This window comes from Streptomyces griseicoloratus, from assembly GCF_014534645.1.
GTDB lineage: Bacteria > Actinomycetota > Actinomycetes > Streptomycetales > Streptomycetaceae > Streptomyces > Streptomyces griseicoloratus.
Map to the genome: position 1 here is coordinate 1 of NZ_JACVQF010000222.1, position 25,656 is coordinate 25,656.

Here is a 25,656-nt window from a genome sequence, read left to right on the forward strand (position 1 = left end):
AGCCGTGCGGCCGGGGGCGAGCCCGGAAGAAGCGGCGCTCCTCCAGCCGTGCGGCCGGGGGCGGGCCCGGAAGAGGCGGCGCTCCTCCAGCCGTGCGGGCCCCTGCGCCCCGTCCCGCGGCTGCGGGCCGCCGCCGCGGGACACTGCGGCAGGCTCGTGGCCCTGATCGAGACTCCCCGCGCGGTTCACCGTCGTCGCTGTACGCTCCCCCGGCGAGTGCGCCGGCTGCGCCTCCCAGGTGCTCACGGCGTCCCGCCGGACCGCATCGACGACGCGGCGGAGGCGTTGGCGGCTGCCGCCGCGCGCGGGCCGCTGCTGATCGTCTGCTCCTCCGGGCCCGATCCGCCATGGGCTGTGCCCGGCCGGCGGACCAGGGTGTCGATGCGGCGCGCCGGCCTGGTCCGGCGGACGGTCACCCGGCCGAGCGCCCGGCCGGGGCACGGCCCCGTGGCCCAACCGGCCCACCGAGGGCGCCGTCCCCGGAGACCTGATGCGGCTGACGGCCGGCTGAGGAGCCGCCCAGGTCACGGCACCGTGCGCCGCCCCTCCGGCCCGGGCAGGGAAGCCGCGTCGGCCGGCTGCCTCGCGGGCGCCGCGCCTCGGGGACGGTCCGGGCGATCAGCCCCGGGACCCGCGATAATTTTGCATGTCATGCATCTTTGCATAGCATGCAACTTATGTCGGAGAAGGGCGCCGCGGGGGGCGGACTGCGCGAGCGGAAGAAGCGGGCGACGCGAGCCGCCCTCGCCGAGGCGGCGATACGGCTCGCGGCCGCTCACGGGGCGGAGAAGGTCACCGTCGAGGCCATCAGCGCGGCCGCGGGGGTGTCGGTGAGGACGTTCTTCAACTACTTCGACACACGCGACGACGCCTACGTCGTCATCGACGCGGACGCCGGTGCCCGCATCCGGCGCTCGGTCCTCGACGCGCCGGCGTCGCTCACCCCCCTGGAAGCCCTGCGCGAGGCCATGGCGGCGGAACTCGCCGAGGCGGAGCAGCAGCACGAACTGTGGCGGCTGCACGCCGAGGTGCTGCACGCTTCGCCGCACCTCCTGGTGCGCAGCCTCGGCGCGCACATGGCGGACGAGACCCTGCTGGCCGAGGCCATCGCCGCCCGGATCCGCCCCGGCACCCGCACCGGCGACCCGGCCGCCACCGACGAGCAGCGGCGCGAGGCGCTCGACCTCTACCCGCGGCTGCTCGCCGCGGTGGCGGCCACCGCGGTGCGGACCAGTGTGGAGCACTGGTTCGCCCGTCAGGAGGAAGCCGCCTTCCTTGACGTCTTCCAGGAGGTGTTCGACCTCCTCGCCGCCGGACTGCCCGCACCGCGCGCGTAGTCGCCGCACCGGCCGCCCGCCTCCCGGAGGACGGCCGTCGCCCCCCCGTTCGTCCCGCGCCCCCGGTGCGCCGACAGCAGTCGTCGTCCGGTCCCGTGCGGACCACCAGCCGATCACCACCGAAAGAGATGCCGTGACCGCAGCCCAGGCGCCCGCCGACGCGCCACCCACCTCAATGGACCAACGTCAGATACTCCAGGCGATGTCGGGCCTGATGGCCGGCATGTTCGTCGCCATCCTGGCGGGCACCGTCGTGTCCAACGCGCTGCCCACGATCATCGCCGACCTGGGCGCCAGCCAGTCCTCGTACACCTGGGTCGTCACGGCCGAGCTGCTGGCCATGACCGCGACGGTGCCCCTGTGGGGGAAGCTGTCCGACCTCTTCAACAAGAAGCTGCTGCTCCAGCTCTCGCTGGGCATGTTCGTGGTCGGCTCGCTGCTGGCCGGCTTCTCCCACGACACGACTCTGCTGATCTTCAGCCGGGTCGTGCAGGGCATCGGCGCGGGCGGCCTGACCGCGCTCGCGCAGGTCGTCATGGCCGCCGTCATCCCGCCCCGGGAACTGGGCAAGTACTCCGGCATCTTCGGTGCCGTCTTCGCCATCGGCACCGTGGCCGGGCCGCTGATCGGCGGTGTGCTGGTGGACACCGACTGGCTGGGCTGGCGCTGGTGCTTCTTCATCGGCGTGCCGTTCGCCCTGCTGGCCATCTTCCTGTTGCAGCGCACGCTGAAGCTGCCCACCGTCAAGCGCCAGGTGAAGATCGACTGGCTCGGCGCCTTCCTCATCGTCGCCGGCGTCTGCGCGCTGCTCATCTGGGTCTCCCTGGCGGGCAACCAGTTCGACTGGGCGTCCTGGCAGACAGCCGCACTGGTCATCGGTGGCGTGCTGCTGCTGGGCCTGGCGGTCCTCGTCGAGGCCCGCACCGCCGAGCCGGTCATCCCGCTCGACATCTTCAGGAACCGCACGGTCACCCTGACCACGGTCGCCAGCCTCCTGGTCGGTGTCGCCATGTTCGGCGGGACCGTCTTCCTCTCCCAGTACTTCCAGGTCTCCCTGGGCAAGTCGCCGACCATCGCGGGTCTGATGAGCCTGCCGATGATCCTGGGACTGCTGGTGTCGTCCACCGTCGCCGGGCAGCTGATCAGCCGGACCGGCAAGTGGAAGAGCTACCTGGTGGCGGGCGCGGTCATCATGACCGCCGGCCTCGCGCTGCTCTCCCTGATCGACGCCGACACCCACTTCGGGCTGCTCAGCATCTACATGGCGGTGCTCGGCATCGGCGTCGGCATGCTGATGCAGAACCTGGTGCTCGCCGCCCAGAACGACGTTCCAGCGGCCGAGCTGGGCGCCGCGACCTCGGTGCTGTCCTTCTTCCGCAGCATGGGCGGCACCATCGGCACCAGCGTCCTCGGCGCCATCCTCGCCAACCGGGTCGCGAGCGAGATGACCAAGGGGCTGGAGAAGGCAGGCGTCGCCGGCGCGGCCGAGGGCGGCTCCGGCGGCGGCGAGGGCAGCGTCCCGGACATGAGCACGCTGCCCGGCCCGATGCGGGAGATCGTGGAGCACGCCTACGGTGTCGCCACCGCCGACCTGTTCCTGATCGCCACGCCGTTCGCGCTGCTGGCGCTGGTCGCCGTGGTCTTCATCAAGGAGAAGCCGCTGAAGACCACCAGCGGCATGGAGCGGCTCGCCGAGGAGGCCGGGGAGGCGGCCGTCGAATCGGCCGTCGTCCCCGGACAGCGGTCCGGCGGCAGCCCGTCGACCGCGGACAGCGGACCGGCGGCCCCGGTCGGCTGAGCCGTCGGCCGGTACCGTCGCGGGACCGTGCGGGGCTGCCCACCGTGAGTGGTGGTCAGCCCCGTCCGCATGTCCGGCCGGTACGGCCGTCGAGAACGGAACGGAGTCCGCCTGTGCGGTGACCGTCCCGGACCGGTGCCGTTCCAGGGCGTTCCCCGGCGTTCCCCCGCGTTCCCCGGCGTCGCCTCTTGCGGGCGCCGGGGGCGGGGCGGCAGGCTGCCGGCTGTGGCCACCTTGCTGATCGTCCATCACACGCCGTCGCCGAACTGCCAGGCGATGCTCGAAGCCGTCGTCTCCGGGGCGACCGCGCCGGAGATCGAGGGGGTGCGGGTGGTGCGGCGGGCGGCGCTGACGGCCACGGCGGTCGACGTACTGGAGGCCGACGGGTACCTGCTGGGCACGCCGGCGAACCTGGGCTACATGTCCGGCGCCCTGAAGCACTTCTTCGACCAGATCTACTACCCGTGCCTGGACGAGACCCGCGGCCGGCCGTTCGGCTACTACGTGCACGGCGGCAGCGACACGACGGGCGCGGTGCGGGGCATCGAGTCGGTCACGACGGGGCTCGGCTGGCAGCGGGCGGCTCCGGCGGTGAACGTGACCGGCGAGCCCGCCAAGGCCGACCTCGCCGCATGCTGGGAACTGGGGGCGGCCCTGGCCGCCGGGCTCATGGACTGACCGCCGCCCCGCGGGCCGTGGCCGGGGCGGGCCGGCCGGTGCTCACAGGGGCGTCGCGGCGCGGAGGATGAGGAACATCGTCACGGCGGAGTTCGCCGACGACATCGCCGACACGGCGGTGCCGGCCGCCGCGGCCCACGCCGCGAGTCCCACCGAGGCGAACGCGGACGGCCAGTCGCGCACCGCGGGGGCGGGGCCGAGCAGGGCCGCCACCCGGCGCGGCACCGGGCCCGGCGCCGCGAGTCCGGCCAGCGTGGCGACCGGGGTGCCCCGGGAGACGAGGGCCGCCCTGCCGATCGCCCTCGCCACCGTCCGGCGGCTGCCGACCGCCCGCGCGGCCTCCTCGTCCGCCCACCGCTCCGCGGTGTAGGTCACGGACGTCCGCAGGGGCCGCAGGAAGGGGTTGGCGATGGCGGCGAGCCGGACGGCGAGCAGGAACCGGTGGTGCCGGGCGGCCAGATGGGCCCGCTCGTGGGCGAACAGCGCCCGGCGCTCCGCGGGCCGGAGGCAGCCCAGCAGGCCCGTGGTCACCACCACCCGGTCCCGGCGGCCGCCGGGCAGCGCGTACGCGTAGGGCACGTCGTCCGGAAGGACGGCGACCGAGGTACCCGGCAGCCCGGCGAGCGCGCGGTGGGCGCCGCGGCGCACCCGGCCGTGCCGCCACAGCATCCGCGCCGAGGCCGCGACCACCGCGCACAGCGCGGGGATCGCCGCCTTGCCGACCACCTCGTCGTACGGCACCGCGGCCCGGACCTCCGGGTCCGACCAGCCGTCGGGCAGCGGGTTGCCGGGCAGTTGCGCGGTGCCGACCACCATGACCAGCGCCAGGCACACGGTGCTGCACACGGCCATGACCGCCGCCACGCCGGTGAGCAGCCGCGTCGCGGTCCGCGGGTGCAGACGCTGCTCGGCCAGACGCGCCATCGGCCACGCCGTCAGCGGCAGGACCAGCGGCAGAAAGACGAAGAGCCCCATGAGGCGTCAGTCTTCCCTCTCGTCGCGCGAGTGATCCAGCAGCTCGCGCAGCAGCCGCTCGTCGTCCGGGCCGAGGCCGGTCACGAAGCTGGCCAGCACCGCCCCCCGGTCGCTCTCGGCGTCCAGGACCTTGCGCATCTTCCGGGCGGCCAGGCCGGCATGGTCCGAGGCGGGCGTCCAGGCGAAGGACCGGCCCGCGCGCTCCCGGGTGACGGCGCCCTTGTCCAGCAGCCGGGTCAGGATCGTGATCACCGTGGTGTAGGCGAGGTCGCCGCCCAGGCGCTCCTGCACCCAGCCGGCCGTCGCCGGGCCGTCGGCCTCGCGCAGCGCCGACAGCACGAGCGCCTCCAGTTCGCCCTGCCCCCGTCGCCGGGGACGCCGGTGCTCCGTCACGGCCTGTCTCCCTTCCGCCCGCCGTCCGTTTTCCGAGGCGCCATCGTATAGACGCCGGGCGCGGCCCGTGTGGCCCGGCCGGACGGGCCGGGGAGACCGGCCGCCGGCCCGGCCGCGACCGGCACGTCCCAGCCGGCCGGGGGACGCCGTTCCCCCGGCGGACGCCCTTCCTTCACCGGAAGGGCTCCGTCCCGACGGACTCGACGCACAAGATCACCCGGTGCACTCTGTCATGTCTTCGACTTTAGGAGTACCGGCGTGACCAGGTACCACCTCGGCCGGCTGGCCGTCTGCGCCCTCACCGCGGCGGTGGCCGTCCTGCCCGCGACACCGGCCGCGGCCCACGGCGGCGCCGTCCTGCCGGCCATACAGCCCCGGGCCGAGACGCCCACCCTGTACGACGACGAAGCCGGCGGGAACGCCGACGCCGACGACCCGGCCATCTGGCGCAACCCCGCCGACCCCGACCGCAGCCTCGTCGTCGCCACGGCCAAGGAGGGCGGGCTGCGCGTCTACGACCTCGACGCGCACCTGGTGCAGTCGATCGCCGCTCCCCCGGCACCGGGCCCCGACGACGCGCCCGGCCGCTTCAACAACGTCGACCTCGTCCACGGCCTGCGCCTGACCACCGGCCGGGCCGACCTCGCGGTCACCACCGACCGGGGCAGCGACCGCCTGCGCATCTACCGCGTCGACCCGGCCGCCCCGGGCCGCCCCCTCACGGACGTCACCGACCCGGCGGCCGCGCCGGTCTTCTCCGCCGACCAGGCCGAGATCAACGAGGAGCGCACCGCGTACGGCCTCGCCACCTGGACGGACCGGTCCACCGGCCGCTCCTACGCCCTGGTCAGCCGGCGCGAGCGCACCACGCTCGCCCTGCTGGAACTGACCCCCACCGCCTCCGGACGCGTCGGTTACCGCAAGGTCCGCACCCTCGACCTGCCCGCGTCCTTCCGCCTGCCGGACGGCACCTCCTGGTCCCCCTGCGCGGAGCCCGGCGAACTGCCCCAGGTGGAGGGCATGGTCGTCGACCCGGCGAACGGCACCCTCTACGCCGGGCAGGAGGACGTCGGCGTCTGGCGTCTGCCCGCCGACCTGACCGGCACGCCGCGGCTGGTGGACAAGGTGCGCGAGTACGGGGTCGCCGCCACGTACGACGAGGCCGCCGACGAATGCGTCGCCGGCCACGACCCCGGGTACGGCGGCGCCCGTCTGTCCGCCGACGTCGAGGGGCTGACGCTCCTTCAGGAGAGCGACGGCGACGGCTACCTGCTGGCGTCCAGCCAGGGCGACGACACCTTCGCCGCCTACGACCGTGAGCTCGGGGAGGACAACGAGTACGAGGGCGGCTTCCGCGTCACCGCCGCCTCCGCCGCCCTGGACGGCTCCGAGGAGTGCGACGGCGCCGCGGTGCTGAACCAGCCGCTTGGCGACCGCTTCCCCGACGGCCTGCTGGTGGTGCAGGACGGCCACGACACGCCGGGTGACGGCGAACGGGCCGCCACCGGCTTCAAGTTCGTCGACCTCGGCGACGTCAAGGACGCGCTCGACGACTGACGGCCGGCCCGGTCGGGGCCCGGTCAGTGGTCCGTGGCGCAGCAGCCGCCGGCCTCCCCGGCGGACGGGACGGCTTCGAGACGGCAGAAGCAGGACGCCCCGATCGGCACGTCCGCCAGCGCGGTGGCGAGCTGGAGCTGCTGCGCCACGATCCGCGCCTCCCCCTCCCTGCCCAGACGCGTCAGGCACTCGTGGAGTCCGTGCAGGGACCAGACGTTGCCGGGGTGCCGCAGGGGGCGGGGAAGGGTGTCGTCCAGTCCCAGGTCCGCCCGGTAGACCGCCTCGGCCTCGGCCACCCGCCCCTGCTCCAGCAGCAGGGCGCCGTAGGCGTGCCGGGTGGGCTGCATCCAACCCCACGGTTCGTCGTAGGGGAGGTTGTCGTCCAGCTCGATGGACCGTCTCAGGGCGGCGAACGCGGCGTCGTGGTTGCCCTTGCGGTACTCCAGTTCGCCGTCGAGCATGGCCGCGGCGACGGCGAGGATGTCGACGCAGGTGTTGTTGAACAGGGTGCGTGACTCCGGCACCCGGGCCGTCGCCTCGTGGAACAGCGTGCGCTCGGCCTCGGCCTCGGCGGTCCGGCCGGTGGCCGAGAGCGCGACCCCGCGGGCGTAGTGCAGCATCGCGGTCGTCACGCAGTACAGGCGCGGGTCGCCGGGCAGCGGCAGCCGGAGGATGTCGTCCCAGCGGCCGAACCGGATCAGGACGTGCACCCGCATGGCCAGGAAGCCCTCCAGCCAGTCGGCCATCGGCGGGCTCTCGACGCGCAGGAGTTCCTCGGGGATGGACTCCTCCAGCTGCGCGGCGGTCTCCAGGGCGAGCCGGGAGCGGCCGAGGAACATCGCGCCGTAGATCTTGAAGTGGTAGTTGTGCGACCGGTAGAGGGTGTAGAAGTTCATCGTCCCGGCGCGGGCGCGGTACCTCTCGTCGGCGGCGATCGCTGCGGCGTTGTCCGAGACCACGCGCCGGTAGTCGCCGCAGAGGACTTCGAGGTGCGACGGCATGTGGAGGAGGTGCCCGGCGTCGGGGACCAGGTCGCGCAGCCGGTCGGCGACCGTCAGGGCGGCCTCGGGGGTGGCGGACATCTCCATCAGGTGGACGTACATGTGCACGACGCCCGGGTGCTCGCGGCCGGCCTCGGTGGCCAGCGCCCGGTCGAGCACCGCCTTCGCCTCCAGGGTGCGGGCGCCCTCGGCGGGCAGGCCCGTGCGCAGGTCCCACAGCTGCCAGGGGGTGAGGTTCATCAGCGCGTCGGCGTACAGCGTGGCGACGTCGAGGTCGTCGGGGGCGAGTTCGTACGCCGCGCGCATGCTCTCGGCGTACGGCAGGTTCCACACCGAGCAGTCCTCGGCGGCCCGCGCCTGCGGGTAGCGGGCGCGCAGTGCGCCGATCAGGGCGCGTTCGACGGGGCCGGCACCCTCCGCCTTCTCGTGGGCGAGCTCCACGGCGGCGTGGGCCCGGTCGACGGCCCGTGTCAGCTCCCGCTCGTCGAACGCCTCCCACGGCTTGTTGTAGTTCGGGCCGAGGGCGTAGGCGATGCCCCACTGGGCCATGGCGCAGTCGGGGTCGGCCGCCGCGGCGGCCTCGAAGCAGGAGACGGCCTCCTCGTGGTTGAAGGCGTACGTCCACACCAGCCCGCGGTCGAACCACGTCTGGGCCTCGGGGGACGAGGTCGTCACGGGGCGGCCGTGGGCGCCGAGGTCGTAGTAGTCCATGGGGGGACGTATACCGCAGACCGGGTGGGCCACGCGGCGCTTCGCGGGACGCTCACGCCGAGCGGTGTCCCCGCCGGGCGCGGCGCGCCCGGCGGGGGTGGGGGGACGGGAGTGGCCGGGATCAGCGGAAGTCGACGTCGCTGCACAGGAAGTAGGTCTGGTCCATGTGCGACGCCTGCCAGATCGTGTAGACGACGTGCCGGCCGCTCAGGCCCGAGGTGCTCACCGGGATCTCGTAGTTCTGACTGGGCGCGTAGCGGCCGGTGCGCGCGACCAGCTGGAGGTCGTCCCAGCCCAGGGCCTGTGTGGCGGGGTCGAAGCCCTGCCGGGTGACGTAGACCAGGAAGTAGTCGGCACCGTGACTGGCCTGGTCGTAGAGCTTGACGGTGAAGTCGTCGCCGACCTGCGTGGTCTTCCAGGCGCCCACGGCGTCCAGGGAGTTGTAGCGGCCGCCCTCGGTCCGGCCGCCGCTGCACAGCTGGCCGTCGGGGACGACGGCCTGGAAGTTGCCCGCGGAACCGTTGCGGTACAGGCCGTTCCAGTTCCACATGGCGTTGGGGTTGTCCTGCCAGGCCTGCCAGCACATGGGGTCCTGCTGGGCCATCGCGGGGTTCTGGAAGTCGCTGCCCCAGCGCAGCCAGCAGCCGTAGTTGCGGGAGGCGGGGTCGACGACGGAGCCGTGCGCGACGGCGGTGCCGCTCCACGGGATCAGGGTGAGCAGGGCCGCGGCCAGGGCGCTCAGGACGAGAGTCGCACGACGACGCCGCCCGTTGACGCGATCATGACAAGCCATGAAGACCGGAATCCTTCCTTCGCGTGGGGGGATCTCAGACGGTGGGAGCGCTCCCAGGCATAGGCTGCAACCGACGAAACAGAACGGCAACATTCGATTGCGCCAGTTCCCCTTCGACGGTGGCCGGTTCCCTGCGTTGGGCACGACGGCGGGCGGGGACCCCGCCCCGCCCGCCCGTCGTCAGGGTGTCGACAGTGTCGCCGGGGACGTCACCCCGTACGCCGCCTGGACCGGAAGAGCACCAGACAGCCGACGGCGACCAGGACTCCGCCGGCCGCGGCCGGCCACAGGCCGAGACCCGAGCCCGTCTCGGCGAGCCCGCCCCGCGTCGCCTGCGGTTCGGACGCCGGGGCGGCGGCCGCGGCGTCGGCGTCCGGTGTGACCTCGGGCGCGGTGGTGGCGGCCGCCTTCGGTGCGGGGCCGCCGGAGGCGTTCTGCTGGGGCTGTGCCGGGGGTGGGGGGTTCTCGGTGGTCTCGGCTGTGTCGCCGTTGTCCTTGTTCTGGTCGTCGTCCCTGTTCTCGCCGTTGTTCTCGTTCTCGCCGTTGTCCACTCCGGGTCGGCCGTTCTGGCCGTTCTGGCCGTCCTGGCCGCTGCCGCCGTCCGGGGTCTCGGAGGCGTCGGGGGTCTCGGAGACGTCGGGGCTCTCGGGTGCGGGGGTCTGCGTCGGCTGCTCCTGCGGGTTCTCGCCCTCGCCCTCGCTCTCGCCGGGGTCCGGTGCGGGAGGCGCACCCGCTCCGCACTCCCGGCCGCTGTTGATGCAGTCGACCATCTCCCGCATCAGGTCCTCGTCGAAGACGTTGATGAAGTCGCTGTGGTCCGTGACCGGCTTGTGCAGCTGCTCGGGGAAGGAGTCCACGGCGAACAGCGGCGTGGTCCTGCCCCCGTCCCGGAGGCTGGGCGCGTCGACGTCGTACACGATGCGCTGCACGAGCCTCGGGATGGGCCGGAACCCGTCGGGGCAACTGCCGTCGGCGGCGGCGAAGGCCACGTGGGTGCGGTGGTTGGCGCTGTCGGTGTTCCGGCCGTCCCAGCAGCTCTGGAAGGTGAAGGTGCGCACCACGTCGCTGCCGGCCGGGCAGAGCGGGTACTTGTCCTTCAGCTGCCGGTCCTCGAAGCCGGTGCAGCTCCAGGAGGCGTTCGCGTTGGCGGTGCCGTTGACGAACGCCTTGGCATCGCCGGTGATGATGCGCAGCAGCCGCGGCATGGCGGTGACCTCGCCGCGCTCGTTGCCCACGAACGTCAGCGTCACCTCGGCCGGGGTGACGATCTCGCCGGCGTTGCCCTCGATGCCGCCGCCGGGTGACTCGGCGTCCTGTTCACGGGTGCCGTTCTGGAGGCGCAGCACGGGCCAGTAGTAGGACGACTTGTCGCGCTGGTCGGCGCAGCTGGTGTCGGCGGCGGCCAGGTCGTCGTCGCCGGCGAAGGCGTTGTTGGCCTGGTTGCCGACGTAGTCGTGGAAGTGGTGGGCTCCGTTGGTGACGCCGGGGGCGGCGATGACGTTGTCGGAGTTGAACAGACCCTCCGCGTTGACACCGCAGCTGGTGGTGAAGGTGCCGCGCGAGGCGTCCGCCGCCTCGCGCGCGCCGGCCGCTTCGGGCCGGACGGTGGTGATGTCGGCGTAGTCCCCGGCGACGGGCCCGTTGCCGGCCTGTCCGCCGTTGCCCGGCTGCCCGGCGTCGGCCCCGTCGTCCGACTTCCCCTCGCCGCCGCTCGGTCGGCCGGCCCCGTCCTGGCCGCCGTCCGTCGTCCCGGCGTCCTCGGTGGTGACCTCGACGCGGCGCAGCGAGCAGTCCGCCAGGGCTTCGAGGCCCTCAGGACGGTCACCGGCGCGGTCGATCGCGGCCGTGATGCGTTCGATGGTGGCGGCCCGTTCCTTCGCCAACGGGTCGAGCAGGGCGCTCTCGTCGAGGGTCCCGTCGTCCGCGGCGCGGGCCGTCTCCTGGAGTTGGCGGTAGGCCGCGGCGATCTGCTCGTCCAGGCGGGCGAGTTCGGTGTCGACGTCGGACCTGGCCTGCTCCGGGACGGTCGTCAGCCGCTCGCTCGGATCGGGGCAGTCGACGGTGGCCGCGACGCCGGAGGTGCCCAGCGGGACGGGGTCGTTCGGAGGTGCCGTCGCTGAGGCGTACACGTTGACGGCGACCAGGCCGCCGCCGCCCAGTATCAGCGCGGCGGCCGCGAAGGTCGCGCGTCGGGCGCCCGTCGGGCGTCTGCGCCTGTTGTGTCCCAAGGCGTGCTCCTACGTCATGGCGGACTCGGGCAAGGAAAATCCCCCGGCTCCATACGGAACCGGGGGCCGGAGCGTTCAACCGCCCCGCGGATTGCCGGAAACCCCTCACCTCACGTACGCGCCGCGACCCCACTGTCCGGGTACCGGTCCTCCCGCGGGACCGCGGCCGGCAGCAGCCGGGCGCGGTCGTTTGGCGGCCGTGGCCGGGGAACCCGGCTCCCAGTCGTGCACGCGCGCGTACCACCGCGCCCAGGCCGAGGGAGTCCCCCGCATGCGCTCAGTCACCAAGGGCCTGCTCGCCGGAGCCGCCGGCACCGCCGCGCTGAACCTCACCACCTACGGCGACATGCTGCTGCGCGGCCGCTCGTCCAGCGACACGCCGGCCCAGGTGGCGGGCCGGCTGGCCGACCGGGCCGGTGTCGGACTGGGTGAGGAGGCGTCGAAGTCCAACCGCGAACAGGCCGCCGGCGCGCTCCTCGGCTACGTCACCGGCCTCGGGGTCGGCGTGGCGTACGGGCTGCTGCGGCGCGGGCGCGGACCGCTGCCCGAGTGGGCGGCCGGGCCGGTGCTCGGCGCCGCGGCCATGGCGGGCAGCGACGTGCCGGCCGCCGCGCTCGGGGTGACCGACCCCACCCGGTGGGACCGCACGTCGTGGGTGTCGGACGCCGTCCCGCACCTGGTGTACGGCTTCACGACCGCGTCGGTGTACCGGGCGCTGCGCTGACCCGGTCACCGGCGGGTGCTCTTGTCGGCGGCCCGCCCGCGGTGGAACGATGCGGCGGTGCCCGGACCCGGACCAAGGCACCGGCACCGGCACCGGCACACCCCACCGGAGGAGGCGTCGTGACCGACGAGGAGCACCGGCCGCAGGCCGCCGCCGTGTTCGACGCGCTGGGCGCCGCCTACGAGAAGGCGTTCGCGGATTCCGAGGCGCACCGGCGCTCGCTGGAGTGGCTGCTCGGGCGGCTCGCGCCGGGCAGCCGGGTGCTGGACGTGGGCAGCGGCACCGGGCGGCCCACCGCCGCGACCCTCGCGGAGGCCGGCCACGACGTGCTGGGCATCGACGTCTCCCCCGTCATGGTGGACCTCGCCGCCCGGCAGGTGCCCGCCGCTTCCTTCCGCCGCGCCGACATCCGCGACACACCGCTCGAGGACGGCTCCTTCGACGCGGTGTGCGTGTACTTCTCGCTGCTCCAGATGGACCGTCGCGAGCAGGCCGAGGTCGTACGGCGACTGGCGCGGGCGCTGAAGCCCGGGGGGCATCTGGTCCTGGCCACGGTGCCGCTGGACGTCGAGGGCGTCGAGGGTCTGTTCATGGGGCAGCCCGTGCGCGTGACCAGCTTCGCCACGCCGGACCTGACCGGCCTGGTCCACGGGGCCGGCCTGGAGGTGCTGGACCGGGAGGAGCTGCTGTTCACTCCCGCCCACCCGGACGCCGTGCCGGAACCGCACGTCTTCCTGCACTGCCGGCGCCGGTTCGCGGCACCGCACGCCTGACCCCGGCCACGTACCCGGGGCGTGGTGCCGGCCGCCGTGCGCGGCCGGCCACCGCAGCCCGTATGGGGTAACAGCACACGCGCCGAACGGGCCGCGCGGCCAGAGTGGTCAGCATGACAGAACCTGGCGAGCGGCGGCGCGGCACGACTTCCCCCACCTCGCGCGGGCCTGCCGTGCGCAGCGCCCGGGACGCCGCCCGGCGCGCCGCGGACGGGTTGTCCGAACTCGTCCGTCACCGCATGGAGGGTGTCTCGGCGGTGTGCCGCAGCGAGGACGACGGCTGGATCGTCAACGTGGACGTGCTGGAACTGGCGCGCATCCCGGACACCACCAGTCTGCTCGCCACCTACGAGGTCGAACTGGACCCGGAGGGCGATCTGCTGCAGTACCGCCGGATCGCCCGCTACCGGCGCGGTGCCCAGGACCAGTGACCGGCCCCCGAGCCCCGCTCCCGGAAGGACCGCCGTGATCACCTACGACGACGACATAGTCTGCGCGCCCCGCGCCGGAACCCTTTACGACGTACTCGACCTCATCCTCGACCGCGGCATGGTGATCGACGTCTTCGTGCGCGTCTCCCTGGTCGGCATCGAGATCCTCAAGGTGGACGCCCGGATCGTCGTCGCCAGCGTCGACACGTATCTGCGGTTCGCCGAGGCCTGCAACCGCCTCGACCTGGAGCACGACGTGCGCTCCAAGACCGTTCCCGAACTGTTCGGCGGCCCGGTCGCCACGACCCTGGGCAGGGCCGGCGCCAGGCGCACGGCGCGCTCCCTGACCGACAAGGTGCGGGACCTGCTCACCCCCGAGGAGGAGCGGGAGGAGCCCGCGCGCCGCACCGGCGCCCGCGAGGAGCGCGGCCGGAGCCCCCAGCGGCCCCGGACCCGGCCGGCCGAGCACCCCCGCCACGAGCACCCCCGCCACGAGGAAGACCGGCCGCGCCCGCGCCCACGCCGGCGCCAGGAGACGGAGGAATGACCGTGCCCACAGCCACCGGCACCACCACTGCCGGCACCACCGCCCTCGACGCCCTGTACGTCTACGGCATCGTGCCCGCCGGTTCCCGTGCCCCGCGGTCCCCGGGGGTGAACGGCGCCCCGGTACGGCTGCTGACCGAGACCGGACTGTGCGCGGCGGTGTCGACGGCGCCCGTGCGGCTCCGGGCCCGGCGCCGCGACCTGATGGCCCATCAGGCGGTACTGGACGAACTGACGGCTCAAGGGCCCGTGATTCCCATGCGGTTCGCGGTCGTCTCTCCCGAAGCCGGCGTCCTGCGCTCGGAGTTGCGGACCGGCGCGGCGCACTGGGAGAAGCAGCTCGACGTCGTCCGGGGCTGTGTCGAGATGAACGTCAAGGGAACGGTCGTGCCCGGCTGTTTCGCCCAGCTGGTGCGCCGGGACGAGAAGCTCCGGGCGCTGGCCCGCCGGACCCGGCAGCGGCCGGACTACGAGGCCAACGTCCGGCTCGGCGAGGCGCTCGCCCGGGGCGTCCGCCGCGAGGCGCGGCGCGCGGCACGGGAGGTCCTGAACCATCTCGCCCCGCTCGCCGTCCGCTCGGTGCAGGGTTCGCTCGACGACGAGCAGGTGCTGAGCACGTCGTTCCTGGTGCGCTCCGCCGACGAGCCACGCTTCCGGCAGGCGGTGGACGCCCGGGCGCGCGACGTGGGGGACCGGCTGGCCCTCAGCGTGACGGGTCCCTTGCCGTGCTACAGCTTCGTCGACCCGCGTCCCGCACCGGCCAGGCGGTGAGGCGGTGGGCATCGTGAGCGGACTCCTGCTGCTGCCACTGGCCCCGGTACGCGGCACGATGTGGGTCGCCGACCACCTGCTCCAGGAGGCCCGGCGCCAGGCCCACGACCCGCGTACCGTCCACGCCCGCCTGGCGGCGCTCAACCGGGCTCTGGACGAGGGCGCCATCGGCGAGGCGGCCTTCGAGCGGGAGGAGGAGCGGCTGCTCGCGCTCCTCGAACGCCGGGCGACCACGCAGGGAAGGCATCAGGGAGGGCACCCATGAACGACAACAGAGCGGCCCTGACGGCGGCCGTGGCCGGCGGGTACTTCCTGGGCCGCAGGCGGAAGGCCACACTGGCCATCGTGGTCGGCGCCTGGCTGGCGGGCCGCCGTCTCGGCCTCTCCCCCGGCGACATGCTGTCCCAGGGACTGGGCAGGCTCCGGACACCTCAGTTCCAGGACCTGACGGACCAGGTGCGCGGCGAGCTGCTGACCGCCGGACGCGAGGCCTTCGCCGCCGCCGCGAACCGCCGCCTCACCGGCTTCGCCGACGCCCTCCGCGACCGGACGGACGCACTCAAGGGCACGAGCCGTCGCGACGGTGAGGAGTACTACGAGGACTACGAGGGCTACGAGGACGACGAGGACGGCAGGGAGTACGCGGACGACAGGGACAGGGAGTACGCGGAGTACGACGACACGGGGTACGACGACCGGTACTACGACGACGACTCGGACGGCTACCGCTACGAGGACGAGGAAGGTTACCCCGAGGACGAGGCGGGCGCGGACGAGGAGGAGGACGCCGGGCCCGCACCCGAGCCGCTCCGGAACCCGCCTGCGCGCAAAGCCGCACCCGGCCCACCGGCGAAGAAGACCGCCGTGAAGAAGACGGCCGCGAAGAAGGTCCCCGCCAAGAAGGCCGCTGCGAAGAAGGCCGCCCCGGCGAAGCGGACCACGGGGCGTCCGGACTCAGGTGGTCGCGGATGACGACCACCCAGGACATCCGCGTCCGCGACGACCACTCCACCCCGGGGAGCGCCCTGTGACGGACATCGAGCGCGGCTACTCCGGCCTGGAACCGCAGCCCTACGCGCCCGTCACCGGCAATCTCGCGGACCTGCTCGAACGGGTCCTCGACAAGGGCATCGTCATCGCGGGCGACATCAAGATCGACCTGCTCGACATCGAACTGCTCACCATCCGGCTGCGCCTGTTCATCGCCTCGGTGGACACCGCCAAGAAGGCCGGCATCGACTGGTGGGAGACGGACCCGGCCCTCTCCACGCGGGCCGCCCGGGACGCGCTGGCGGAGGAGAACGCGCGTCTGCGGGCCCGGCTCGACGATCTGGAGGGCGCCGCCGACGAGACGGTGGAGGCGGTCCGGTGAGCCTGCACCCGGCCGTGCCGCCGGCCGCCGCCGCGGACGAGGTGGGCTCCCCCACCGTCGTCTGCGCCTTCGCCGTCACCCGCACCCCGCCCCCGGACCACGCGCTGGTGTCGGCCACCGGGCACGAGGAGGGCGGTCCGCTGCGCGTCCTGCGCGCCGGGAACCTGTGCCTGATCGTCCAGGACGTTCCCGCGGCCCTCTTCGACTCGGCCGCGCTGACCGAGCGCCTCAACCGGCCCGACGACCTCGAACGCTGTGCCCGGGCCCACCACCGGGGCGTCGAGGCGGTCTTCCGGGCAGGTCCGGTCGTACCGCTGCCGATGGCGAGCCTGTACCGGGACGACCACAGCGCGGCACGGGCCGTCACCGCCCGGGAGGCGGCGCTCGCCGCCCTGCTCGACCGGCTCGGCGGCCGCACGGAGTGGGCGGTGAAGGTGCACGCCGTCGAAGCGGACGCCCCCGCCGACGACAGCAACGGCACCGGCACCGGCACCGGCACCGGCACCGGCGGACGGGCCTACCTCAGCCGCGCCAGCGCACGGCGACGCGCCCGGCAGGACGCGCACGGGAAGGCCCTCGCGGAGGCCGAGGCCGTCGATGCGGAACTGCGGCGTCATGCCGTGGCGGCGACACGGCACCGCCCGCAGAGCGAGCAGCTGACCGGCCGGCGCACCCCGCAGCTGCTCAACGCCGCCTACCTGGTGGACGACACGGAGCGGCCCGCCTTCGCCGCGGCCCTGGAGCGGGTCGGTGCGGACGGCCGGCACACCACCGTGGAGATCCATGTGTCGGGGCCCTGGATCCCGTACTCCTTCGCCCGGCTGGAGGACGGTTCATGACCGCCGTGGACCCCCGCTCGCCGGGCCCCGCGCCCGTGCCCTGGGGCGGCCCGGAACCGTACGCGCCGATCGGCGTCCCCCTCGTGGACCTGCTGGACCGGGTGCTGGCGACCGGCGTGGTGGTCAGCGGGGACCTGGTGCTGGCCATAGCCGACGTGCCCCTGGTGCGGATCTCCCTGCACGCCCTGCTGTCGTCGGTCAACGAGCGGGTGCCCGCTCCCTGGCCGGACAGCGGGCCGCTGTGACCGCGCCCCGGGCGGCCCGCGCCCTCGACCTGGACCCCGAGCGGGTCACGGACGACCTGGCCGCCCTCGTCCTGACCGTGGTGGAGCTCCTGCGGCAGCTGATGGAGCGCCAGGCCGTGCGCCGCTTCGACGAGGGCACGCTGAGCGCGGAGCAGGAGGACCGGCTCGGCACGGCGCTCATGCTGCTCGACGAGCGCATGGACGAGCTGTGCGCGCGGCACGGCCTGAGCCGGAGCGACCTCAACCTCGACCTCGGCCCGCTGGGTCCCCTCCTGGCCGACCCCGGCCCCGATCCCTGACGCCGAGGACACGGGCCCGGCCGGGCCGACCGGCGATCGTTATGATGACGCGGAAACGCTCAAACGAACATCTCCGGGTGGGGGAGGTCCGATGCGGGAGCCGGTCGATCTCAGGCGTCAGCGGATTCTGGCTGCGGTGCAGGCACGCGGCACCGCGCGGGTGCGCGATCTCGCCGCAGAGTTGCAGGTCTCGGTGGTGACGGTGCGCCGGGACGTGGAGGAACTGACGCGCGAGGGCAGGCTGCTGCGCGGACACGGTGTCGTCCGTTCGCCGGTGCCCGTCGGGGAGGCTCCCGAGGGCGGCCCCCCGGACGGGGACCGGGTGGCCGTCGTGGTCCCGGCCCGGCACTCGTACCTGACGGAGACCCTGCACGGCGCCCGCACGGTCCTGGAGGAGGCCGGACTGCGCTTCGCGCTGCACCTCGCGCCCCAGGCGGACGGCGCCGAGCGCCCGCTGGTGGAGCGGGCGCTGGAGGACGGCGCGCGGGGCCTGCTGCTCGCGCCCCGGTGGCGCAGCCTCGCGGCGGAGGAGGCCGACTACGCGTGGCTGGCCGCGCTGGAGGTGCCGACGGTGCTGATGGAGCGGCGCCCGCGGCCGGGCAGCGCGCCGCACGCGCTGGACTCGGTGTGCTCGGACCACGGGTACGGCGCGCATCTGGCGGTGGAGCACCTGGTGGGGCTGGGTCACCGGCGCATCGTGTTCGCGACGCGGGACGACAGCCCGACCGCGCGTTCGCTGCGGGCCGCCTTCGCCCGGATCGCCGGCGCACATCCGCTGGTGGAGGAGTGGACGTGGGCGCTCAGCGCGCCGGAGTCCGGGCAGGAGGGGCCGTACTCCGCGGACGAGACGGCCGAACTGCCCGCGCTGCTGCGCAAGGTGGGGGCGACCGCGGTGGTGCTGCACGGCGACGTGGACGCGGTGATGATCGTCCAGCGGCTGGCGGCCGAGGGGGTGCGGGTGCCGGAGGACTGCTCGGTCGTGGCGTACGACGACGTGGTGGCCGGTCTGGCCACGCCTCCGCTGACGGCGGTGGCCCCGCCGAAGGGCGAGATCGGCCGGGTGGCCGCGGACCTGTTGCTGCAGCGTCTGCAGGGCCTTTCGGGGACGGGAGGGGCGGTGCGGCGGGTCGAGTTGCTGCCGCGGCTGATGGTGCGCGGCTCGACGCGGCGGATCGACGACCCCGACGACGACCCCGGCGGTGCCCCGGGCAACGACTCGGGCAACGACTTGAGCAACGCTTCGACTGAATGAGCGTTTGAGCGTTTTATTTTCTTCTGATCGATCTATTGACCGTTTGCGTTGGGGCGTTGAGTATTCCCGTGTCCCGAACAGTCGTGTCCGCAGACACGCAGGAGCCGCGGGAGGCGCCATGCCCGGTCGACGCAGCCGTCGATCCGTGCTCGCCGCGATGGCCGCCGTACCACTGACAGGAGCCGTGAGCGCCTGCAGCGGGGAGAACGGCGAGCGGTCGGGCGGCACGAGCCGTACCACGCGCATCACTTTCTGGTCCGCCCTGCGCGGCAGCCAGGAGGTGGTCGACGCCTTCAATCGCACACACGACCGCATCCAGGTCGACTTCCAGCAGATCCCCTCCGGAGGGCAGGGCGGCTACGCCAAGCTCAGCAACGCCGCCCGGGCCGGCAACGCCCCCGACGTCGCCACGATCGAGTATCCGCAGGTGCCGGGGTACGCCATCGACGGCGTCGCCCGGGACATCACCGACCTGGTCAGCGACGGTCTGCGGCGCAAACTGCTGCCGCAGGCGCTCGGGCTGACCACCTTCGAGGGGCGGGTGTTCAGCGTGCCGCTGGACGTCGAGCCCATGGTGATGCACTACCGCGCCGACCTCTTCGACCGCTACGGGCTGCACGTACCCCGTACCTGGGACGAATTCGCCGAGCAGGCGTCGGCCGTGCGCCGCAAGGCACCCGACCGGAGGCTGGTGCTGTTCCCCACCGACGGGATGACGCAGTTCGCCGCGTACGCCTGGCAGGCCGGCGCACAGTGGTTCGACACCTCCCGCGGGGCCTGGAACGTCTCCCTCGCCGACGCCCCGACCCGACGGGTCGCGGCGTACTGGCAGCGGCTCATCGACCGGGACGACGTCTTCATGAACGCCGTCGAGAGCAGGCAGTCGGACGCGCAGATCGGCAACGGACTGGTCCTCACCCGGCTCAGCGGGGCCTGGGACGCGGGCGCGCAGATGAACGCGCGGCCCGGGCAGAAGGGCCAGTGGCGGATCGCCCCGCTGCCGCAGTGGGACACCGGCCGCCCGGCCGTCGGCACGCACGGCGGCTCCACCTTCGCCGTCACCAAGGACAGCCGGCACCCCGAGGCCGCCATGGAGTTCATCGAGTGGCAGGTCTCCCACCCGGACGCCCTGCGCGCCCGGCTCTCCAGCGGCACCAGCAGCCAGTACCCGGCCGCGCCCGGTCTGGTCGCCGTCGGCCGCGAGGCGTTCGACCGGTCGTACTACGGCGGGCAGGACATCTACGGCCTGTTCGAGGAGGAGGCAGAGAAGATCGGCGAGGGCTGGGTCTGGGGCCCGCGCATGAGCGCCACCCAGAAGGTGATGCAGGACTCCTTCGCCCGCGTCGGCGCGGGCCAGGGCAGCCTCGTCGAGTCCCTGCGCACCGCCCAGGAGGGCACCATGCCCGACCTCAAGGCCCTGGGCCTCGCCACCACCCAGCACAGCACCTGAGCCGTCGAAAGGCAGGTGACACCCCATGACCGCGACCACCCAGCAACGGGTGCCGGCCGGCACCGCCCGCGCCGCCGCCCCGTCCCCCTCCACCGCCGGACTGCGCGCCCGCCGGGCGGCGAGGCGCCGTCAGCTGACCGCCTGCGGCGTGCTCATGACGCCGTTCTTCGCCCTGCTGGTCACCGTTTTCCTGATCCCCGTCGGCACGGCCGTCTACCTCAGCTTCTACAGCGACGACCAGCCCGGCCTCGGCTTCGGCCCGGAGCGCACCGTCTTCGTCGGGCTGCGCTCCTACGCGGCCGTCCTGACCGACCCGACCTTCCTCGGCGGGCTCGGCACCGTCGCGCTGTACTGCCTGATCTACATCCCGCTCATGGTCGCCGGCGCGCTCGCCCTCGCCCTGCTGCTGGACTCCGGCGTGGTGCGCCTGCGCGCCTTCGCCCAGCTCGGCCTGTTCCTGCCGCACGCGGTCCCCGGCATCATCGCGGCCCTGATCTGGCTGTACCTGTACACGCCGGGCATCAGCCCGGTGATCGACCTGTTCGCCCGCGCCGACATCACGATCGACTTCCTCGGCGTGCACACGGTGATCCCGTCCATCGTGAACATCGCCCTGTGGAGCAACCTCGGCTACAACATGGTGGTCTTCTACGCCGCCCTGCAGGCCGTGCCCCGCGAGGTGATCGAGGCGTCCGTCGTCGACGGCGCCGGGCCGGTGCGCACGGCGCTCCAGGTCAAGACCCCGCTCGTGCGCGCCTCCATCGTCATGGTCGCGATCTTCACCCTGATCTGGGCGCTGCAGCTCTTCACCGAGCCGATGCTGCTCAGCCAGTCCTCCCCGATGATCAACTCCCGGTTCTCGCCGAGCATGTACATCTACGACGCGGCCTTCACCCGCAACAACTACGGCCTGGCGGCGGCCGCCTCGGTGGTCCTGCTGGTGTGCACCATCGCCCTGTCCTACGGCGTCACCCGCTTCACCAGCCGCGCCGACGTCGCCGAGGAGGCCCGATGAGCGCCACCGACAGTTCCCTGTCACGCCCGAAGCTGCTGGGCCGTACCACGGTCAACGTGGTCGTCGCGGTCTCCGTCCTCTACACGCTGCTGCCGGTGCTGTGGCTGGTGCTCGCCGCCGCGAAGAACCGGGACGCGCTGTTCGGCAGCGACCTGCTGTCCCTGAGCGACTTCTCGTTCGTGCAGAACCTGGAGGACCTGTTCGCCATGGACGGCGGACTGTACGGCCGCTGGTACCTCAACAGCCTGCTGTACGCGGTGCTCGGCGCCGCGGTGGGCGCGCTGCTGAGCGTGGCCTGCGGCTACGCCTTCGACAAGTACCGCTTCCGCCACAAGGAGAAGCTGTTCGGCCTGGTGCTGGCGGCGGTCATGGTGCCGCAGACGGTCCTCGCGCTGCCGCTGTACCTGATGGCCTCCGAGGCCGGCCTGGTCAACACCTTCTGGGCGGTGTTCGTCCCGGTGCTGTTCAACCCGTTCGGCGTCTACCTCGGCCGCATCTTCAGCCGGGGCTATGTGCCCGACGAGGTCCTGGAGGCGGCGCGGGTGGACGGGGCGGGCGAGCTGACCACGTACGCCCGGGTGGCGCTGCGGATGCTCGGCCCCGGTCTGATCACCGTGTTCCTGTTCCAGCTCACCGCCATCTGGAACAACTTCTTCCTGCCGATGGTGATGCTGTCCGACCAGGACCTGTATCCCGTCAGCCTCGGCCTGTACCAGTGGAACAGCTCCGCGTCCGTCTCGCCGGAGTACTACCCCGTGGTGATCATGGGCTCGTTGCTCGCCGTACTGCCGCTCATCCTCGCCTTCGTGCTGCTCCAGCGATTCTGGCGCAGCGGCCTGACCGCCGGAGCAGTCAAGTGACCCTGCACGTTCCCGGCCCCGGTTTCCGGCCCCGTGCCGCCGTGGCCATGTCCAAGGACGCCGCCTCGGCCGTCCTCGACCCGGAGTCGCTCGCCGCGTTCCGCGCGCTGTGCGACCTCGCCCCGTTCCCGGTTCTGGACGACCTGTCCACACCGCGGGCGAGGTCCCTGCTGGCCGACGCCGACCTGCTGATCACCGGCTGGGGCTGTCCGCCGCTGGACGCGGACGTGCTGCGGGCGGCGCCCCGGCTGCGGGCCGTGGTGCACACCGCCGGCAGCGTCCGCGGCCATGTCACCGACGCCTGCTGGGAGCGCGGCATCGAGGTCTCCTCCGCCGCCGCGGCCAACGCCGTGCCGGTGGCCGAGTACACCCTCGGCATGATCCTGCTGACCGGCAAGCGGGTCCTGGAGCGGGCCCGCGACTACCGGGCCTCCCGGACGCGCGGCAACTGGCTGCGCACCCCGCGCTCCGTCGGCAACTACCACCGCACCGTCGGCATCCTGTCGGCGTCCCTGATCGGCCGCCGGGTCATCGAACTGCTGCGCCCGCACGACGTCGAGGTGCTGCTGCACGACCCGTACGTCACCGACGCCGAGGCGGCCGGACTCGGCGTGGAGCGCGTGGAGCTGCCGGAGCTGTTCGCGCGCTGCGACACGGTCAGCGTGCACACTCCGCTGCTGCCCACCACCCGCGGCCTGGTGAGCCGTGCGCTGATCGACGCGATGCCCGACGGGGCCGTGCTGATCAACACCTCGCGCGGCGCGGTCGTCGACCAGGAGGCGCTGACCGACGCCGTCCTCGCCGGCCGGGTGCGGGCCGTGCTGGACGTGACCGACCCCGAGGTGCTGCCACCGGAACACCCCCTGTGGGACGCGGAGCACGCCCTCATCACGCCCCACCTCGCCGGTTCCGAGGGCAACGAGTGGCGCCGCCTGGCCGACCTCGCGCTCGCCGAGACCGCCCGCTGGGCCTCCGGCGCCGGCTTCCTCCATCCCGTACGACGCGAAAGGCTGGCCTTCCTCGCATGACCATCCCGTTCGAACTGCCCGCCGAGGACCGTGCGTCGAGCCCGTACACCGGGTACACCCGGGCCCACTGGGAGGCCGTAGCCGACGGGCTCCTGACCGCTGCCTGGCGCTGGAGCACTCCCGGCTGCGCCCTGCTCGACCTGCCGGGCCGGCCCTCGCGTTCGGGGGTGCGCTCCGACGGACTGGAGGGCTATGCGCGAACGTTCCTCGCGGCGGCCTTCCGGGTGGCGGGCGCCGGCGGCGACGATCCGCACGGGTTCCTGGACCGCTACGCGCGGGGCCTGGCGGCGGGCACCCGCACGCCCGGCCGCGACGACACCGAGTCCTGGCCGCTGATCCTCGACCACGACGTGCAGGGCCAGCCCATGGTCGAGTCGGCATCGGTCGCGCTCGGGCTGCGGCTGACCGCGCCATGGCTGTGGAAGAACCTCGACGCCGGCGTCCAGGACCGGGCGGAGGAGTGGCTGCGCGGGGCGCTGCGGCACGTGCCCGCGCCGAACAACTGGTACCTGTTCCCGTACACGGTCGCCGGGTTCCTGGAGTCGGTCGGCCGCGGCGACGCCGAGACGGCGGCGGCCCGGCGGCGCGCGCTGGAGCTGATGGAGGGCTGGTACCGGGGCGACGGCTGGTACGCCGACGGGGACGGCCGCGCCTTCGACCACTACAACGGCTGGGCCCTGCACCTGTACCCGGTGCTCGACGCGCACCTGTCCGGCGACGACACCGCGCTCGCCGCCCGGTACGGCGACCGGCTGCGCGCGCACCTGGACGGCTACGCCCTGATGTTCGGCGCGGACGGGGCGCCGCTGCACTACGGCCGGTCGCTGGCGTACCGCTTCGCCGCCTCGGCCGCCGTCGGCCTGGGCGCGCTGACCGGGTACACCCCGCTGACGCCGGGTGCCTCCCGGCGGCTGGTGAGCGGCAGCCTGCGGCACTTCCTGGAGCGAGGGGCCCTCACCGGCGACGGGCTGCTGAGCCTGGGATGGCACGGGCCACACGAGGCCACGCTGCAGCCGTACTCCGGTCCGGCCTCGCCGTACTGGGCGTCGAAGGCGTTCGTGTCGCTGCTGGCGCCCGCCGGGCATCCGCTGTGGACGACGACGGAGGAACCCGCGCCGGTGGAGAGGACCGACCGGGTGCTCGCCCTGCCGGCGCCGGGGCTGCTGGTGCAGGCGACGCGGGCCGACGGGATCGTACGGCTGCACAACCACGGCAGCGACCACGTACGGCCGCACGAGGGCGAGTCGGCCGCCGAGGACGACCCGCACTACGGGCGGCAGGCGTACTCGACGCGGACCGGGCCGACGGCGCCCGGCAACGTCGCGGACAACCATCTGTCGGTGGAGGTGAACGGCCGGCGCAGTGTGCGGCGCCGTATCCACCCGCTCGGCGCGGGGCACGGCGACGGCTGGGGCTGGGCGGCGTCCTGGCACCGGCCCGTCTTCGCCGGCGGCCCCCCGATGGTGCCGGGGCTCCGGGTGGAGAGCGTGACGGTGGCGCACGGGCCGTACGAGCTGCGGGTGCACCGGGTGGTCGGGGCGCCGACCGGGACCCGTGTCACGCACACCGGGTGGGCGACGGGGCCCGAGGAGGCCCTGGTCTCGGCGCTGCACGGCCTGCACGGCTGGGATCCCGGCGCCGAGACGGTCCGCGCCCCGCAGGGCACCGCCTACACCCCCTGGGCCGAGATGCCCCGCCTGAGCGGCGAGGCGGGCGGCACGACCCTGCACGTCTGTCTGGCCGCGCTCACCGCCGCGCCGGGCACCGGTCCGCTCGCGGGGGCCGTCACCGAGGTCGTCGCCGACGACGCCGGTGTCGAGGTGGCCTGGGCGGACGGCGGTGCGCGCACGCGGATCTCCTTCGACCCGGTACGGGTGACGCAGCAGCCGGACCGGACGTAGCCGCGGCCCGCCCGCGACGGTCCCCATCCCCCCGTCCGTTCGCCGGGAGCGTGGCCGGCACCAGCGGCTCTCTTGCCACGGGCCTGGCGGACGGAGGGGAACAGGACACTGCCGCCGCGGGCCACTGCCCGGGGCGGCAGTGTCCAGCACGGGCGGGCACACCGCCCCGCTCTATCACGGCACCGGCCGTGATCCGCGGGCGCCGGCACCCCGACGGAGCCGGTGCGCTGCACCTCGTGCCCGCCTCGGGTGCCCCCGGCACTGCGGCACGCCCACGGCGTCGGCGCCCCGACCAAGCCGGTGCACCACCCAGCGCGCCCCCCTCGGCCGACTCCCGTTGCCACACCCGCACAACGTCCGCCTTCAACCTGGCCAGTGCGCCACTCCCCGCCCGCCAGCCGCAGCCGGCACGCCCCCAGCGGCCCGGCACTGCGACACCCGCACGACGTCCACCCTCGACCGGGCCGGTACGCCGCTCCCCCGCACGCCCGCCCCAGGTGGCGCGCCGTAGTGGGGGCGGTGACGCTGGTACGGCACCGGTGAGAAGGAGCTCCCCCATGGACGAGTCGTCGTGCGCCGTGTCCGACCGACGGGCCGTGCCCCCGCGCATGTCCGGGTGACGGTACGGCGACCGGGCGCGCCCGGGGCGGAGCGAGTGTGACGCCGGCGGACGGCAACG

Annotated in this window: 26 protein-coding genes; 21 read left to right on the forward strand and 5 right to left on the reverse strand. The window is 73.8% G+C overall.

Annotated features, from left to right (window positions below; translation table 11 throughout):
* Nucleotides 1-668 precede the first annotated feature (668 nt).
* From H0H10_RS29600 to H0H10_RS29610, 3 genes are all read left to right on the forward strand, one after another.
* Nucleotides 669-1,337: a TetR/AcrR family transcriptional regulator gene (locus H0H10_RS29600; RefSeq protein WP_188184210.1), complete on the forward strand. Its 669-nt coding sequence runs from the start codon at nt 669-671 to the stop codon at nt 1,335-1,337.
* A 175-nt stretch (nt 1,338-1,512) separates the two neighbouring features.
* Entirely contained in the window at nt 1,513-3,135 is a 1,623-nt protein-coding gene (locus tag H0H10_RS29605; protein WP_188184348.1) for an MDR family MFS transporter, read from the forward strand.
* A gap of 225 nt (nt 3,136-3,360) precedes the next feature.
* The gene (locus H0H10_RS29610; protein ID WP_188184211.1) at nt 3,361-3,813 is read left to right on the forward strand and encodes a flavodoxin family protein; all 453 of its coding nucleotides are present in this window, start codon (nt 3,361-3,363) and stop codon (nt 3,811-3,813) included.
* A gap of 42 nt (nt 3,814-3,855) precedes the next feature.
* Here the strand turns inward: H0H10_RS29610 and H0H10_RS29615 are convergent, their stop codons facing one another.
* Both H0H10_RS29615 and H0H10_RS29620 read right to left on the reverse strand, forming a co-directional pair.
* Nucleotides 3,856-4,788: a M56 family metallopeptidase gene (locus H0H10_RS29615; protein ID WP_188184212.1), complete on the reverse strand. Its 933-nt coding sequence runs from the start codon at nt 4,786-4,788 to the stop codon at nt 3,856-3,858.
* A 6-nt stretch (nt 4,789-4,794) separates the two neighbouring features.
* Entirely contained in the window at nt 4,795-5,181 is a 387-nt protein-coding gene (locus H0H10_RS29620) for a BlaI/MecI/CopY family transcriptional regulator (RefSeq protein WP_188184213.1), read from the reverse strand.
* Nucleotides 5,182-5,490: 309 nt separating this feature from the next.
* Here H0H10_RS29620 and H0H10_RS29625 point away from each other — a divergent pair, with 309 nt between their 5' ends.
* Nucleotides 5,491-6,738, forward strand: a complete 1,248-nt coding sequence (locus H0H10_RS29625; protein ID WP_373566921.1) for a phytase — start codon at nt 5,491-5,493, stop codon at nt 6,736-6,738.
* A gap of 23 nt (nt 6,739-6,761) precedes the next feature.
* Here the strand turns inward: H0H10_RS29625 and H0H10_RS29630 are convergent, their stop codons facing one another.
* The 3 genes from H0H10_RS29630 to H0H10_RS29640 form a co-directional block, all read right to left on the reverse strand.
* Entirely contained in the window at nt 6,762-8,450 is a 1,689-nt protein-coding gene (locus H0H10_RS29630; protein ID WP_188184215.1) for a tetratricopeptide repeat protein, read from the reverse strand.
* Between the two features lie 121 nt (nt 8,451-8,571).
* Nucleotides 8,572-9,243, reverse strand: a complete 672-nt coding sequence (locus H0H10_RS29635; RefSeq protein ID WP_188184216.1) for a lytic polysaccharide monooxygenase auxiliary activity family 9 protein — start codon at nt 9,241-9,243, stop codon at nt 8,572-8,574.
* 209 nt (nt 9,244-9,452) lie between these two features.
* Nucleotides 9,453-11,471, reverse strand: coding sequence for a DUF1996 domain-containing protein (locus tag H0H10_RS29640; protein ID WP_188184217.1), 2,019 nt, complete (start codon nt 11,469-11,471; stop codon nt 9,453-9,455).
* A 271-nt stretch (nt 11,472-11,742) separates the two neighbouring features.
* Here H0H10_RS29640 and H0H10_RS29645 point away from each other — a divergent pair, with 271 nt between their 5' ends.
* The 17 genes from H0H10_RS29645 (at nt 11,743) to H0H10_RS29725 (ending at nt 24,977) form a co-directional block, all read left to right on the forward strand.
* The gene (locus H0H10_RS29645) at nt 11,743-12,195 is read left to right on the forward strand and encodes a hypothetical protein (RefSeq protein ID WP_188184218.1); all 453 of its coding nucleotides are present in this window, start codon (nt 11,743-11,745) and stop codon (nt 12,193-12,195) included.
* A gap of 119 nt (nt 12,196-12,314) precedes the next feature.
* Nucleotides 12,315-12,968 carry a class I SAM-dependent methyltransferase gene (locus H0H10_RS29650; protein WP_188184219.1) on the forward strand — a complete coding sequence of 218 codons (654 nt, stop codon included), beginning with the start codon at nt 12,315-12,317 and terminating at the stop codon, nt 12,966-12,968.
* Between the two features lie 113 nt (nt 12,969-13,081).
* The gene (locus H0H10_RS29655) at nt 13,082-13,399 is read left to right on the forward strand and encodes a gas vesicle protein GvpO (RefSeq protein WP_188184220.1); all 318 of its coding nucleotides are present in this window, start codon (nt 13,082-13,084) and stop codon (nt 13,397-13,399) included.
* A 34-nt stretch (nt 13,400-13,433) separates the two neighbouring features.
* Nucleotides 13,434-13,946 carry a gas vesicle structural protein GvpA gene (locus H0H10_RS29660; protein ID WP_188184221.1) on the forward strand — a complete coding sequence of 171 codons (513 nt, stop codon included), beginning with the start codon at nt 13,434-13,436 and terminating at the stop codon, nt 13,944-13,946.
* Complete coding sequence (locus H0H10_RS29665) at nt 13,943-14,716, forward strand: GvpL/GvpF family gas vesicle protein (protein ID WP_188184222.1); 774 nt, start codon at nt 13,943-13,945, stop codon at nt 14,714-14,716. The genes H0H10_RS29660 and H0H10_RS29665 overlap by 4 nt, the downstream gene beginning before the upstream one ends.
* 4 nt (nt 14,717-14,720) lie before the next feature.
* On the forward strand, nt 14,721-14,981 hold the full coding sequence (locus H0H10_RS29670) for a gas vesicle protein GvpG (RefSeq protein ID WP_188184223.1): 261 nt from the start codon (nt 14,721-14,723) through the stop codon (nt 14,979-14,981).
* A complete protein-coding gene (locus H0H10_RS29675; protein WP_188184224.1) occupies nt 14,978-15,688 on the forward strand; it encodes a hypothetical protein in 711 nt (236 codons plus the stop codon). The genes H0H10_RS29670 and H0H10_RS29675 overlap by 4 nt, the downstream gene beginning before the upstream one ends.
* Before the next feature lie 55 nt (nt 15,689-15,743).
* Nucleotides 15,744-16,088, forward strand: coding sequence for a gas vesicle protein (locus tag H0H10_RS29680; protein ID WP_188184225.1), 345 nt, complete (start codon nt 15,744-15,746; stop codon nt 16,086-16,088).
* Nucleotides 16,085-16,927: a GvpL/GvpF family gas vesicle protein gene (locus H0H10_RS29685; RefSeq protein ID WP_309141926.1), complete on the forward strand. Its 843-nt coding sequence runs from the start codon at nt 16,085-16,087 to the stop codon at nt 16,925-16,927. The genes H0H10_RS29680 and H0H10_RS29685 overlap by 4 nt, the downstream gene beginning before the upstream one ends.
* The gene (locus H0H10_RS29690; protein ID WP_223180628.1) at nt 16,924-17,172 is read left to right on the forward strand and encodes a gas vesicle protein; all 249 of its coding nucleotides are present in this window, start codon (nt 16,924-16,926) and stop codon (nt 17,170-17,172) included. Before H0H10_RS29685 ends, H0H10_RS29690 begins: the two co-directional genes overlap by 4 nt.
* Nucleotides 17,169-17,471 (forward strand): gas vesicle protein K, encoded by a 303-nt coding sequence (locus tag H0H10_RS29695; RefSeq protein WP_188184226.1) that lies wholly within the window; start codon nt 17,169-17,171, stop codon nt 17,469-17,471. Before H0H10_RS29690 ends, H0H10_RS29695 begins: the two co-directional genes overlap by 4 nt.
* Before the next feature lie 91 nt (nt 17,472-17,562).
* Nucleotides 17,563-18,723: a substrate-binding domain-containing protein gene (locus tag H0H10_RS29700; RefSeq protein ID WP_188184227.1), complete on the forward strand. Its 1,161-nt coding sequence runs from the start codon at nt 17,563-17,565 to the stop codon at nt 18,721-18,723.
* 118 nt (nt 18,724-18,841) lie between these two features.
* Complete coding sequence (locus H0H10_RS29705) at nt 18,842-20,173, forward strand: ABC transporter substrate-binding protein (RefSeq protein ID WP_188184228.1); 1,332 nt, start codon at nt 18,842-18,844, stop codon at nt 20,171-20,173.
* A gap of 25 nt (nt 20,174-20,198) precedes the next feature.
* Entirely contained in the window at nt 20,199-21,188 is a 990-nt protein-coding gene (locus tag H0H10_RS29710) for a carbohydrate ABC transporter permease (protein ID WP_188184229.1), read from the forward strand.
* Nucleotides 21,185-22,048 carry a carbohydrate ABC transporter permease gene (locus H0H10_RS29715; protein WP_188184230.1) on the forward strand — a complete coding sequence of 288 codons (864 nt, stop codon included), beginning with the start codon at nt 21,185-21,187 and terminating at the stop codon, nt 22,046-22,048. The genes H0H10_RS29710 and H0H10_RS29715 overlap by 4 nt, the downstream gene beginning before the upstream one ends.
* On the forward strand, nt 22,045-23,076 hold the full coding sequence (locus H0H10_RS29720; protein ID WP_188184231.1) for a hydroxyacid dehydrogenase: 1,032 nt from the start codon (nt 22,045-22,047) through the stop codon (nt 23,074-23,076). The genes H0H10_RS29715 and H0H10_RS29720 overlap by 4 nt, the downstream gene beginning before the upstream one ends.
* Entirely contained in the window at nt 23,073-24,977 is a 1,905-nt protein-coding gene (locus tag H0H10_RS29725; RefSeq protein WP_188184232.1) for a DUF2264 domain-containing protein, read from the forward strand. The genes H0H10_RS29720 and H0H10_RS29725 overlap by 4 nt, the downstream gene beginning before the upstream one ends.
* Nucleotides 24,978-25,656: the final 679 nt, after the last annotated feature.